Source organism: Nocardiopsis sp. NPDC055824, from assembly GCF_053616335.1.
This window is the reverse complement of the sequence record NZ_JBSHDN010000044.1, coordinates 1-12,918: the sequence shown is the minus strand read 5'-3', so window position 1 is coordinate 12,918 and position 12,918 is coordinate 1. Positions and strand designations below refer to the sequence as shown.

12 protein-coding genes are annotated in these 12,918 nt (G+C 74.2%); 3 read left to right on the top strand and 9 right to left on the bottom strand.

Going from position 1 to position 12,918, the window contains the following annotated elements; all coding sequences use genetic code 11:
• The first annotated feature begins 274 nt into the window (after nt 1–274).
• Together ACWGL3_RS12120 and ACWGL3_RS12115 are read left to right on the top strand one after the other, a co-directional pair.
• Nucleotides 275–844 carry an RNA polymerase sigma factor gene (locus tag ACWGL3_RS12120; protein WP_267947393.1) on the top strand — a complete coding sequence of 190 codons (570 nt, stop codon included), beginning with the start codon at nt 275–277 and terminating at the stop codon, nt 842–844.
• Nucleotides 841–1,908, top strand: a complete 1,068-nt coding sequence (locus tag ACWGL3_RS12115; RefSeq protein WP_267947394.1) for a CU044_5270 family protein — start codon at nt 841–843, stop codon at nt 1,906–1,908. Before ACWGL3_RS12120 ends, ACWGL3_RS12115 begins: the two co-directional genes overlap by 4 nt.
• Nucleotides 1,909–2,186: 278 nt before the next feature.
• Here ACWGL3_RS12115 and ACWGL3_RS12110 read toward each other — a convergent pair whose 3' ends face one another.
• Together ACWGL3_RS12110 and ACWGL3_RS12105 are read right to left on the bottom strand one after the other, a co-directional pair.
• Complete coding sequence (locus ACWGL3_RS12110; RefSeq protein ID WP_267947395.1) at nt 2,187–2,705, bottom strand: YbaK/EbsC family protein; 519 nt, start codon at nt 2,703–2,705, stop codon at nt 2,187–2,189.
• Between the two features lie 152 nt (nt 2,706–2,857).
• Entirely contained in the window at nt 2,858–3,859 is a 1,002-nt protein-coding gene (locus ACWGL3_RS12105) for an ADP-ribosylglycohydrolase family protein (RefSeq protein WP_267947396.1), read from the bottom strand.
• Between the two features lie 118 nt (nt 3,860–3,977).
• Between ACWGL3_RS12105 and ACWGL3_RS12100 the strand changes: the two genes are divergently transcribed.
• Nucleotides 3,978–5,858: a PASTA domain-containing protein gene (locus ACWGL3_RS12100; protein ID WP_267947397.1), complete on the top strand. Its 1,881-nt coding sequence runs from the start codon at nt 3,978–3,980 to the stop codon at nt 5,856–5,858.
• Between the two features lie 40 nt (nt 5,859–5,898).
• Here ACWGL3_RS12100 and ACWGL3_RS12095 read toward each other — a convergent pair whose 3' ends face one another.
• The 7 genes from ACWGL3_RS12095 to ACWGL3_RS12065 form a co-directional block, all read right to left on the bottom strand.
• On the bottom strand, nt 5,899–6,750 hold the full coding sequence (locus ACWGL3_RS12095) for an SDR family oxidoreductase (RefSeq protein WP_267947398.1): 852 nt from the start codon (nt 6,748–6,750) through the stop codon (nt 5,899–5,901).
• 120 nt (nt 6,751–6,870) lie between these two features.
• Entirely contained in the window at nt 6,871–7,107 is a 237-nt protein-coding gene (locus tag ACWGL3_RS12090; protein WP_267947399.1) for a hypothetical protein, read from the bottom strand.
• 336 nt (nt 7,108–7,443) lie between these two features.
• Nucleotides 7,444–7,929, bottom strand: a complete 486-nt coding sequence (locus ACWGL3_RS12085; protein ID WP_267947400.1) for a MarR family winged helix-turn-helix transcriptional regulator — start codon at nt 7,927–7,929, stop codon at nt 7,444–7,446.
• A 154-nt stretch (nt 7,930–8,083) separates the two neighbouring features.
• The gene (locus tag ACWGL3_RS12080; protein ID WP_267947401.1) at nt 8,084–9,721 is read right to left on the bottom strand and encodes an AMP-binding protein; all 1,638 of its coding nucleotides are present in this window, start codon (nt 9,719–9,721) and stop codon (nt 8,084–8,086) included.
• Nucleotides 9,722–10,070: 349 nt separating this feature from the next.
• Nucleotides 10,071–10,760 carry a hypothetical protein gene (locus ACWGL3_RS12075; RefSeq protein WP_267947402.1) on the bottom strand — a complete coding sequence of 230 codons (690 nt, stop codon included), beginning with the start codon at nt 10,758–10,760 and terminating at the stop codon, nt 10,071–10,073.
• Between the two features lie 158 nt (nt 10,761–10,918).
• Entirely contained in the window at nt 10,919–11,335 is a 417-nt protein-coding gene (locus tag ACWGL3_RS12070) for a DUF6114 domain-containing protein (RefSeq protein WP_431061537.1), read from the bottom strand.
• 71 nt (nt 11,336–11,406) lie between these two features.
• The gene (locus ACWGL3_RS12065) at nt 11,407–12,048 is read right to left on the bottom strand and encodes a DUF6230 family protein (RefSeq protein ID WP_267947403.1); all 642 of its coding nucleotides are present in this window, start codon (nt 12,046–12,048) and stop codon (nt 11,407–11,409) included.
• Nucleotides 12,049–12,918 lie beyond the last annotated feature (870 nt).

Genomic DNA, 12,918 nt, shown 5'->3' with positions numbered 1-12,918 from the left:
ACCGCAGGCCGGGCCCCTCCGTCGGCGGAGTGGAAGCCCATCCGCTCCCCCGGTCCCGGGCGTCCCACCCGCCCCGGTCGCGGCCCGGCACGAACCCCGCACCGTCCCCGGCCCGGAACAGCTCCGGTCGGGGCCCGAACCCGGACACCGCACGCCGAAACGACACGTCGATTTGTCGACATTTCCCACGGGGGTGCGGGAGGGCCCCCGAGCCGCCCTGTAACATCCGGCCCCCGCCGGACAGAAGTAGGTGACACCGCACGGAAGGAAGCCGATGACCAGAGACAGGGACGACGGGGAGTCCGCCGAAGGGCAGTTCACCCGGTTCTTCGAGCGGCACTACGACGACGTCCGCCGCTACGCCCTCCGACGTCTCGGCCCCGACCACGCCGACGACGTCGCCTCCGAGACCTTCGGCGTCGCCTGGCGCAGGTTCGACCACCTGCCCAAGGACCAGCCGCTCCCCTGGCTGTACGGGGTGGCGCGCAACGTGGTCCGTGCCCGGTCGCGCATCGGAGGCCGGCGCGCCGAGGTGTCCCTCCCTTTCGAGGAGGCGTCCGCGCTGGTGCCGACGGAACCGGACACCACCCGCCGGGTCGAGGAACGCGACGAGGCGCTCCGCGCCCTCGGCCGGCTGAGCGACAAGGACCGCGAACTCGTGATGCTCCTCGCCTGGGAGGGCCTGGAGCTGGCGGAGGCCGCCAGGGTCCTGGGCTGCACCACGGCCACCGCGCGGGTGCGCCTCTTCCGCGCCCGCCGCCGGATCGAGGGGCTCCTCGATCCGCCGCCACCCGCTCCCGCGCACAGCCCGACCGCCCCGAGAGTCCCCGTGGAGAAATCATGAGCCGCACCGACACCGAAGCCGTCCGCGCGCTCCTCGCCGCGCACGACCCCGCCGCATCCGTCCGCTCCGACCCCGCGCGCCGCGCACTCTCCCGGAACCAGGCGTTCGCCTCGGTCCACCGCCAGCGGCGCGTGTACCGCCTCGTCCCCCGGCGTCCCGTGTTCCGGGTCGCCCTGGGCGCCGTCGCCGCCCTCGCGGCGGTGGCCGTGGTCGTGCCGTTCGCGTTCGGCTCCGCGCAGCCCGCGTACGCCGGGCCGCCGCCCGCACCGCTGGAGGTCCCCCTGACCGACCTGGAGCCCGGGAGCGAACGGCTGCTCGCCCTGGCCGAGGCCGCCGAGGGGCAGCCCGCTCCTCCCAGGCCCGGGGACGTCGCCTACGTGCGCACCTCCCAGTGGACCCTCACCTACTCGCAGGACCTGGACACGGCCGAGGAGGGGTGGGGCGTCCTCCCCGTGCGGGACGAGGTGTGGCGGACCCCCCACGAGTCCGGCCTGCAGATCGAGACCCCGAGCGTCCCCGACCACCTGGGCGGCGATCCGAACCCGGTCCAGCGCCTGTTCGAGGACGGGCCCACCGAGTGGGAGTGGGGCGGCGGCGAGGGGGGGAACGGCATGTTCTTCTCCGTGGAGCCCGGCTCCCTCTCCACCGACCCCGGGGTGCTGGCCGACCAGCTGCACGGGGCGGGCTCGGACCTCGCCGACACCGGGTCCGGGGCGAGGCTCTTCTACGCCCTCCAGCAGCTGTACGGGGAGGCGCCGGTGGAGCCCGGGGTGCAGGCCGCGGTGCTCCGCGTCCTCGCCGAGGAGGACGACGTGATGTTCGCCGGGACCGCGCGCGACCGCGAGGGCCGGGAGGGCCTGCTGTTCGTCGTCGAGGAGAGCGAGGGGGGCGGGACCCTCCTGGAGCGTCGGATCATGTTCGACGAGGGGACGGGGCAGCCGCTCTACCACGAGACCCTCACCGTGGAGTCGCCGTCCGAGCCGGACGCGGAGCTGCCCCGGGTGAACAACTACACGGTCCTCGTGGAGTCCGCGTGGGTCCCGGAGGTCGGCGACACGCCGTGACCCCCGGCGGGGGCGGGGCCGCGCGCACGGCCCCCGCCCCCGCTCCGGGACCGTCCCGACTCGCTCCGGACGGTCCCGAACCCGGCAGGGGCGCGGTCCCGAACCGGCTGCGGCCCGGTACGGAACCCGGGCGCCGGACGCCGAAACGACTCGTCGCCATGTCGACATTTCGAGCGGAACGCCCGGCCGGGGCGCGGCCGGTCCGCACCGCCCGCGAGCCGGCAGGCCGCCGTATCGCCGTGTTGCCGTGTCGCTGTGTCGACCTACGGCGTCGTCGGTCACCTCGTGAGGGCGAGCACCTCCGCGCCCCGGAGCCCGGCGAGCACCTTGCCCGGCACCAGGAGCTTGGAGCGGCGCAGGCCGCTGCCGACGACCACCTCGGCCGCGGCCGCGACGGCCTCGTCCACCAGGACCGGCCACCCCTCGGGCAGGCCGAGCGGGGTGATCCCGCCGTACTCCATGCCGGTCAGCCCGGTCGCCTCGTCCATGGGGGCGAACGACGTCTTGCGGGCGCCCAGGTGGCGGCGCACGACCCCGTTGACGTCGGCGCGCCGGTCGGCGGGCACCATGCACGCCGCGTAGGACAGCTCGCCACCGCGCTTGGCGGCGACGACCACGCAGTTCGCGCTGGTCCCCAGGGGCATCCCGTACGCCTCGCAGAACTCCGCGGTGTCGGCGAGACCCGGGTCGATCTCCGCCACGCGGACCTCACCGGCCCCCCGGACGGCGTCGAGGACGGGAGCGGCCAGCAGGTCGGGGCGCTCGTCGGCGGGCACCCAGTGCAGTTCGGCGGACATGACACACCTCAGGTCGTCGGATGGAGGACAGGGACAGGTTAGCGAGCCCGTCGGCCCCCGCCCGGACCGGCAGTCCGGACCGAGATCCTGGATTCGCCCCTGGTGGCGCGCGTCGGCCCCCCGGGCCGGCGGACCGGCGCGGGCGGGAGGGGTCAGGCCGGAGGACCGCCGCGACGGCGCCCCCGGGAGCCGTCCGGCCCGGAGACGGCGCCCAGCGCCAGTTCCGCGAGCCCCTCGGCCCGGTACCCGGGCCAGCCGTGGACCGCCTCCAGGTACTCCGCCGGAATCGCCGAGGCGCCCCAGCGGGCGCCGAGCAGGGCCCCGGCGATCGCCGCCACGGTGTCGGTGTCGTTGCCCGCCCGGACCGCGGCCCGCACCGCGGGCACGAACCCGTCGGGCTCGCCCACCACCGCCGACCAGGCCGCCTGGAGCGCGCTCACCACGAAACCGTTGTTCCCGAAGAAGTGCGGCGGGTGCTCCTCGGCCTCGTCCAGCCAGGCGGACCACCGGCCGCGCCGGTCCCGCGACAGCAGCTCCAGGCCGCCGCGGACCCCGGCCGTGTCGCCGTGGACGACCGCGTGCCGCACGCCCTCGCACCACAGCACACACGCCTCGGAGGCCAGCGGGTCCCCGTGGGTGAGCCTGCTGTACCTGTCGGCGGCGACCGCCAGACCGTCCGGGTCGTCCAGGTAGGCCAGGGCGAGCGGGCCCGTGCGCATCAGGGACCCGTTCCCGGCACTGCGGACCCCCTCCTCGAAGCGCTGGGCCGAGAACCGCGCCATCACCTCGGCCACCCGGGGCGTCCCGAAGGCGTGACCCGACCCCCGCATCACCGCGCTGGTCTGGTTCCCGATGTCGGAGGCGCCGTCGCGCGCCCAGTCCAGGAAGGCGTCCGCGGTACGGCACAGCGCCTCGTCCGACAGGGGGTCCGCGTGGTCGCGCAGGGTGAGGGCGATGCACACCGCCATCTGGGTGTCGTCGGAGTACTCCCCCGGCGCGTACGGCCCGAGCCCGCCGCCCACCATCCGGGGGACGTGGTCCGCCGCCAGGGCCGGGCCGAATTCGTAGGGCACCCCCAGGGCGTCGCCGCAGGCCGCGCCGAGGAGGACGCCGGCGGCGCGGTCGTCCGCGCTTCCGGGAGGGGGCAGGTTCACGGGGGCCTCGCAACGTTTGGGTACCGGGGACTGCGACTCGACCCTATCCACAGGAACTGTCCGCATCCGGCCCGGACGGGGACGAAACGTGATGGTGCGTAGCCGTAGAATCCGTCCCATGGAGACCCCCACTCCCGACCCCCTCTCCGGCCGCACACTGCACGGGCGCTACGTCCTGGGCACCCGTGTCCGCAGCGGCGCCTCGGGGACCGTCTACGCAGCGCAGGACCTCCGTGAGGAGCGGGCCGTCGCGGTCACCGTCCTCCACCCGTGGCTGATGGGGAACCACGGGGCGGTGCACGCCTTCCTGGGGCGGGCGCAGACCCTGGAGGCGGTCGCCCACCCCGGTCTGGCGCGGGTCCTGGCCCACGGGCGCGACGAGGCGTACGTGTACGCGGTCGCCGAATACCTGCGGGGGGAGACCCTCGCCGAGGTACTGGGGGACGGCGAGACGCTGCGGTACTCGCCGCACATGGCCCTGTCGATCGTCGCCGACGTGCTGGCCGCCCTCGACACAGCCCACCGGTTGGGCGTCGTGCACGGTGAGATCGCCCCCGACAAGGTCGTGATGGACGACGGCGGACGGGCGCGGGTCACCGGTTTCCCGCTGCTGTTCGACGCCGCCGAGGACGCCGGGCCCGACAGCCGCACCGACGTGCGCGACGTCGGTGTGCTGCTCCACAGGCTGATGACCGGAGACTCCGCCGTCGCGGACGAGGGACGGCCCCTCCGGCCCTCGGCCGCGCTCCCCGACCTCCCGCCCGACCTGGACATGCTGGTCGCCAACGCGACCGACCCGAACCCGCGCTACCGGCCGCGCGACGCGGGCCAGTACCTGACCCTGGTCGAGCAGGTGATGCGGTCGCTCCCCCGCACCGACCGCGACCGCGAGGGCGACACCCGACCGATCCCGGTCGTCGCGGACCTCCCGGTCGAGAGCGCGGCGGGCGCGGCCGGGGACGGCCGGAGCGGCGCCGTTCCGCGGTGGCGCCGCCCACCGGTGCTCGTCGCCGCGGGGGTGCTGGTCCTCGCGCTGTTCGCGGCCGGGTGGGCCCTCGTCCCCGCGGGCGGCGCCGCCCTCCCCGACGTCCTGGGCAGCGACCCGGAGGCGGCCGAGGCGCGGTTGGCGGAGCTCGACCTGGAGCTGGTCGTCGCGTTCGACGAGACCTACAGCGACACCGAGGCGGTCGGGTCCGTCGCCGACACCACCCCGGAGGCGGGCGCCGAGCTGGAGCGGGGCGACGAGGTCATGCTCTGGCTCTCCGCGGGTCCGCAGTTCGCCGAGGTCCCCGACGTGGTCGGCGGTACCGAGAACGCGGCGCGCGACGCCCTGCGCACGGCCGGGTTCACCCACATCGAGGTGTTCCAGGAGCACTCCGCCGAGGAGGCGCCCGGGACGGTCCTGTCGACGGTCCCGGCGACGGGTGAGGAGGGCGACCGGGCCGAGGCGGTGACCGTCCACGTCAGCGAGGGGGTCATCGTCCCGACGCTGCTCGGCATGGGTCGGGAGGAGGCGGGCGAGGCCCTCACCGGGCTGGGGCTGGTGTTCGAGGTCGCCGAGGCGCACCACGGCACGGCGCCGGAGGGCGAGGTCGCGGGCCAGACGCCCGAACCCGGCACCATCCTCCCCGAGGAGGGCGTCGTCACCCTCACGGTCTCCCTCGGGCCGGAGCCCGAGGACGAGGAGACCGAGGAGGACGGGGTCGGGGAACCCGGCGAGGGCTCCCCCTCCGACGACGGCGGCGGTCGCGGTGAAGGCGGCCGGGGGGACGGCGGCCGGGGGGACGGCGGTGACGGCGGGGACCGGGGGGACGACGGCTGGGGAAACTCCGGCGCCGCCTCCTGCGCGGTCGCCGCCTGGGACGGCGACATCGTCTACGACACCGGGGACCAGGTCAACTACCGGGGGCGCGTGTACGAGGCGCGCTGGTGGATCCAGGGGGTCCCGCCGACCATGGGCGAGGAGTGGGGGGTCTGGGAGGACCGGGGCTCCTGCTGACCGGTCCCGCGCACCGTCCGTCCCGACCCGGCCCCGCCGGTCAGGGGGCGGAGGTGAAGTCCGCGAGGTGGTCGCGCACCCACTCGCGGTAGGTCCGCGGAGGGAGGCCGGTCGCCTCCCGCACCCCGTCGCCGACCGGCTCGGGGACGACGGCCAGCCCGGCCCAGTGGGCGAGGGCCGCGTCCGCGTAGCCCGGGTCGTCCATGGCCCGCGCCACTTCCTCCCGGGCCTCCTCCAGGGGCTGCTCCTCCCAGCGCACGGGGACGCCCGTCTCCTCGCCGATGATCCTGACCTGGTCGGACTGGGTGAGGGTCTCGGGGCCGGTGATGTCGTAGCTCCTGCCCGTGTGCCCGTCGTCGAGCAGGGCGCGCACGGCGGCGGCCGCCACGTCCTTCTCGTGGACGAGGGAGCGGGAGGCGTCCCCGTAGGGCGCGCGGACGACGCCGCCGGACACCTGGTCGGCCCACAACAGGGTGTTGGTGGCGAGGCCGGTCACGCGCAGGAAGGTCCACTCGTCGGTGGCCGCCCGGACCGCGGCCTCGACCCGCCCCCAGACGCCGTTCTCCTCCGCCGGGCGGTCGTCGCGGACGTGCGAGGCGGAGAGGTGGACGATCCGTCGTGCGTGTCGGGCGAGGGCGGCCACGGTCTCCTCCACACCGTCCCCGTCGAACCCGGGCCAGAGCAGGTAGGCGCCGGCCGTCCCCTCGGCGGCCGAGGCGACGGCCTCCGGGTCGGTGATGTCGCCGCGGACGACCTCGACCTCCTCCGGGAGGCGGGCCGTCCCGGGGGCGCGCACCAGTGCCCTGACCGGGACGCCCTCCGCGATCAGCCCCGCGACGACGTGGCGTCCGGTGGCCCCTGTGGCCCCGGTGACCAGGATCGGTCGGTTCATGGTGTCTCCCCCTGCGCGGTGCGGTCGGGCGCCGGTCGGCTGCCCGCGCCCCACACTCATGCCTCAACTAATGTTGAGGTCAAGTGTTGGGGCCAAACCCGCGCCGACCCCGACCGCCCGCTACCCCCGGGCGTCCTCGCCCCGGGCGAGCCGCCCGAAGTGCCCCACCGCCGCGCCCAGGGCGAAGTGCGCCGCCTGGTGCTCGGTCATCGGCACCACGCCGGCGGGGACGGTCACCCGGAACGGGAACTCGTCCTCCGGTCTGATGCGGAAGTCGTCGATGACCCCCTGGGACAGCAGCATGGTCAGCGCCTCGCGTATCTGCCCGCTGCGGTTGTCCGACGCCCAGATCGACATGCCCCCACAGTAGCCCGCAGAACCCTGCGAGGGCCCCCGGATCCCCTTTCCCGTCGGGCTTCCCGTCCCTGGAGCCCGGCCGGAAACAACGCGCGGGGCGGCACGCGGACGGACCGCCCCGGGTCCGCGGGACGTCCGCGCGGGTCACGGGCACAGTGCTCCGGAAGGGGGCCGGACACGGGTGTGGGCGGACCGCGGAACGGTCCGCCCACACCCGGAGCACGGGCACGACCCCCGTGGTGCCCGTGCTCACCGGCCACCGCCGCCGCCTGTCGTCCCCCGACGGCGGATGCGGTGGCCGGAGCTCATCGCCCCGGAACCCGGTCCTTCGCCCGCTCAGTCCCGCGCGGGCAGCCGGGCCTCGCCCGCGAGCACGTTCGAGGTCAGCCGCCGCAGCGCGAGCCTCGTCGCCTCGAACTCCTCCTCGGGAAGGTCGATGACGGCGCCGATCGCCTCCGGGATCCCCTCGGCCCCGGTCCGCAGTTCCGCGCCCTCCCCGGTGAGGATGACGCGGACCGAGCGCTCGTCGCGCGGGTCCCGCACGCGGTCGAGCAGCCCCCTGGCCTCCAGCCGCTTGAGCAGCGGGGTGAGCGTGCCGTAGTCCAGCTGGAGCACGGCGCCGATCTCCTTGACGGAGCACTCACCGCGCTCCCACAGCAGCATCATCACGAGGTACTGGGGGTAGGTCAGCCCCAACGGCTCCAGCAGGGGCCGGTAGAGGTTGGTGACCGCGCGAGAAGCCGCGTACAGCGCGAAGCACATCTGCTCGTCGACGGGAGGAAGAGGGAAGTCGCCCGCGGGGGCGGGGGAACGGTCAGGCATCGGCAACATCGTAGTTACCTCCTACCCGATGTCAAAGCCCGCGATTGCCTCGCACGCGAGGAAGCCCGGGACGGAGCACCCCGGACCGCCGGGGCACGGCCCCCTCGGCACGCGGGACCGCGGCACGGAACCTCCCTTCCACACACCGGACCCCCTACCGGCGCGGCGCCCGGTGGGGCAGTCTGCGCTTGACCACCTTGCCGGTGGCGTTGCGCGGCAGCTCGTCCAGCACCACCACGTCACGGGGGACCGAGAACCGGCCCAACACGGACCGCACATGCATCCGCACCTTGTTCGGGTCCACCTCGACGCCCTCGTACGGGACCACGAACGCCGCGAACCTCTGCCCGAACTCCTCGTCCGGCACACCCGTCACCACGACCTCGCGCACCCCGGGGAGCGTCACGATCGCCTCCTCCACCGGCCGCGGGAACACGTTCTCCCCGCCGGAGACGATCATGTCGTCGTCCCGTCCCGCCACGTGCAGCAGCCCGTTCGCGTCCACGTGCCCCCGGTCGCCGGTCTCCATCAGGCCGTTCGCGAGCTTCTTGCTCCGCCCGTTCGTGTACCCGTCGAACAGCATGTCGTTGCCGACGTGGATCGACCCCTCCGTCCCGTCGGGGACCTCGGAGCCCTGCGCGTCCAGGACCGCGATCCGCGTCCCCAGGGGCGGCCGCCCCGCCGTCGTCGGCGAGAGCCGCATGTCCTCCGGTGTCGCGATCGTCGCCCAGGACACCTCCGTCGACCCGTACAGGTTGTAGAGCACGTCCCCGAACTCGTCCATGAAGGCGGTGATCAGCTTCGGGCTCATCGCGGAACCGCTGCACGCCACGATCCGCAGCGAGGAGGTGTCGTACCCGGCACGCGTCTCCCGCGGCAGGTCCATGATCCGCCGCAGCATCACCGGTACCGCGAACAGCACCGTGCACCGCTGCTCCTGGACCGTCCGCAGCACGTCCTCGGGCTCGAACAGCCGCCGCATCACCAGAGTGGCCCGCATCGACATGCCCAGCTGCACCCCGGCCAGGCCCCACGTGTGGAAGACCGGCGCCGAGACCAGGATGCGGTCCGACGAGCGCAGCGGGATGCGGGACAGCACCGACGCCGCGTCCTGCGGGCCCTTCGGCGTGGGCCGCCGCGCCCCCTTGGGGGCGCCCGTCGTCCCGGAGGTCAGTACGATCAGCCTGCCCGGCCGCTCCGGCGGTCCCGGCTCCGTGCCTGTGCCCTCCCGCGCCTCCCACGGCACCACCGGCCCCGGCCCCGACGGCTCGCCCCACGCCGTCACCCGTGCCACCTCGGCAGGGAGCCCGGCGTACAGGGGCTCGAACTCGGTGTCCGCCACGAGCACCGCGACCTCGTTGTCCGCCACGGCCGCCGACAGCTGGCCGGCGGACAGCCCCGTGTTCAGCAGGACGGTGTCCGCGCCGAGACGGCCGCAGGCCGCCATCGTCTGCACGAAGGCACTGTGGTTGCGGCACAGCAGTCCCACGCGCGTCCCCTGGACCACACCCGCCCCGTGCAGCTCCCGGGCCAGCTGCCGGGCGCGCAGATCCATCTCACCGAAGGTCGTCGGCCCGCGCTCGTCGATGACGGCCACGGCGCCCGGGGCGCGCTCGTTCGCCGCCGCGTACCCGCCGGCGATCGTGGCGCCCCACGTGCGCAGGGCCCGGAGCTGGCGGACGATCCGATCGGGGCGGCCGGCGCTGAGCACACCGGCGCGGACCAGGACACGCGCCGTCCTGAGGGTTCGACGCAGTCGTGAAGGGGCGGGCGGTACGGCGTTGGGCGCCATGGTGTCTCCGGGAGGGCGACGGGGACGGGCGAAGCGTTCCGCGCCTCACCGGGGAGCCTTCGCCGCGTGACTCCCCGGAAGTACTGCGACCGTAGGCGACGAACCCCCCGTGTTTCTGCGCACCCGGGTGAGTCCCCGCTCCCGGTTCCTTGTCACCGGGGTACGAATCGTGCCGCCCGTCCGGTGGAGCGGCCCCGCCCTCCCGCTGGTCCGGCGACGCGGGCGTCGCGGACGGGCCCGCGGGAGGGAGTGCAGGCGGAGGGGCCGCCGCGCACGGCGCGACGGCCCCCGGCCGACATGTCGGCCTACCGCCCAGGCGCCCGGTCGGGCGGCCCGGCGGCCACCCGGCTCAGCCGGACACGGTGATCGGCGCGGCGGGGTCGTCGGCGTTCGTCACCAGGTAGGTGGCGGTGAAGTCGGACGTCGTCGCGCTGGTCGGGCAGCCGAAGCCGCCCTCCACCTCGACCGGGGCCGTCGTGTCGAACGCCAGCGTCGACGCCGGGTTCCCGTTCGTCCACGTGCCGCCCACGGGGACCGGGGCGTCCGGGCTGACGGTGGCGGTGCAGGAGGCGAGACCCCTGGTGGTCACGACGATGCCGCCCGCGGGCACCACCATCGTGCCGACCGAGGGGGCCCCGAACTGCATGGTCATCTCCCAGACGGGATCGGCGACGGCCACGGTGGCGCTCACCAGGGGCACGTTGGTGGAGCAGCTGCCGAAGTCCGGGGAGTTGATGGGGCCGGAGACGGCTCCGTTCGGGTTGTGGTTGCCCGGGGCGGCCGGGACCAGGTTGTTGCCACCGCCGGGAGAGGTGGACGACACCTGGCAGGTCACCACGACGGTGCCCGCCGTGAAGGTCGCGGTGCCGTCCAGGACCGCCTCGAAGGCGGCCCCCGCGGGGTCGACGGTGGTGGAGGCCTGCTGGGCGGCGAGGGCGCCGCCGCTCCAGGACAGGGCCAGGACCCCCGCCGCCGCGACGGCGACGGCCGTGCGGGAGCGGGCGGGGAAGGGACGGGGTCTCGGTCGCGGAACCGACATGGGTACTCCTCGTGTGTGACGGCCGGCGGGCGCGCGGGGGCTCCGACCGGCGGGAACTGGGGGTACGCGCCGACTCGGTAGACATGGCTTTCCTGGTGGACCGGGGAGCCCGTGCGGGCTCCCCGGGGGTACGGGGACCGTTCAGGCCGCCACGGGGATCACTGGTCGGGGGCGGGGCGGGGAGGAGCCGGGGCGCCGCCGGGGGCGGGTTCCCGGGCGGGAGGCTCCCCTGCCGGAACGGTCGCCGCTGTCGGCGAGTGCCGCCCGCGGCGGCGCCCCCTGCGGGGAGGCCGCGCCACGGGCCGCCAGGCGAACGCCAGACCGCCGCCGGCCAGCGCGAGCAGTGTGCCGACCACCAGACCCCCCAGGTTGGACAGGATCAGGGCGCCCAGCCCGAGGAACCCGGCCAGCGCACCCGTGACGACGTGCTGGTTGGGGGTGAACCATGTGACCAGGCCGAGGACGGCGAGCATCCCGCCGAACATCAGCGAGGAGACCCCGCCGACACCGGTCTGGATCATCAGCTCCACCGGCATCGCGACGAGAGACGCCATGACGGCGCCGGAGAGGATCATGAGGAGCCCGCCGGCGAAGGGGCGCCGCTTGCGCCAGCCGCGCCAGGAGGACCCCAGCCCGCGCAACGACCTCAGAAGCACTCGCTCTCCCCGAGGCTGAGGCCGAGGCTCAGGCCGGAGAGGCGGAAGGTCCCGGCGCTGGCGGCCCTCGCCGTCTGTTCCAGGTCCTGCACGACGATCACGTCGGACTGCATGCCGAACAGGTCGTTGAAGCCCTGTGCACCGGACGGTCCCTTGTCGAGGGTGCCCGCGTCGCGCCCGATCTCGATGTTCTCGAACTCGGCGTTGCCGTCCATCTGGGACATGTCGATGACCAGGTTCTCCGCCTGGACGGGCGTGCCCTGGTCCCCGGCGGTGAGTTCGAGGGAGATCGTCCCGATGAGGGGGAACTCGGTGAGGACCGACTGGCACAGCCCGTCGATCTCGGCGCTCTCGATACCGGCGACGGCGACGGGGACGGCCTCCTCGCGCACGGTCTGGTCCAGCCAGCCGTACTGGACGAAGCCCTCACCGCGCAGTTCGTCGGCCGAGATCTTGAATTCCTGGCCCGAGACCGTGAACGAGGCCGCGAGCGCGCCCTGGGCCATGGCGACGAGGATCCCGCCCACGGCGACGCCGGCCGGGACGGAGAAGAGGGCGAAGCGCTTCCAGCTGGTGTGGCTCTCGGGGGTCCTCGCGGACGCGTCGGCCACGTCGGGGGATGCGGTGTCCATGCGTGTCCTTCCGGGTGAACGGCCGCGCTGCGCCTGCCGTCCCCCCGAACATCCGGCACGCGGCCTGGCCGTGCGCCCCCGGGCGGGGCGGCTCCGGACCAGTTTCCCTGACGCTGCACATCATGTATCGGTGTCGAGGGGATTTCAAGAGTCCGGGGGAAAATTATCCGCCGTTTCTCACGATTCCCCGGAATGATCTTGCCTTGTCCCGACAGGGCTGTGACGTGGGACAACACGGGAATTGCCGAGGTTGGAGGCGGGAGGCAATTCGTGTGTTCCGCTGCGGAGCGAATCGCCTTCCGGAAGCGGTTGGGTCCGTTTCTTGTCATTTCGGTGAGTGCGTTCGGGGGTGCGGTTCGTCAGCCGGGTGAGTGGACGGACCACGCGCGGGGTCCGGCGGAACCGGGGGCGCCGGCACGGAGGAGGAGGGGCGGCCCCCGCCGTTCTCTCGCGCGCGTGCGCGCGCGAGAAGAGCGTGCCCCGGCCCCCGGGTGCGCAACGGATCCCGCGGTCGGGCTGTGAGTGGCGACACAGGTCGTTCGGTTTGCCGCGTGCCGTGGCGGGGGGTAGTGTTCTCCGAGTCGCCACGGGACGGCGAGCGGGCCTCAGGGTCGGCTCGGAACCGGGCCGGGTTCGGCGGCACAATCTCTTCTCTGGATCACGCGGTTCGAGCACTGTTCGGGCCATGTAAACTCAGGGAGTCGCTTCAAAAGCCCAGTCCATTCGGACAAAAGCAGACGAAGCAAACGAGCTTTACCCCGATCAGAACCACCACAAACCGCCGATTTGGCGGGGCGCGGAACACCTGATAAAGTAAAGACACAACAAAGCGGAAACGCAGACGCCTTCCACGGAAGAGCAGACGGCCGG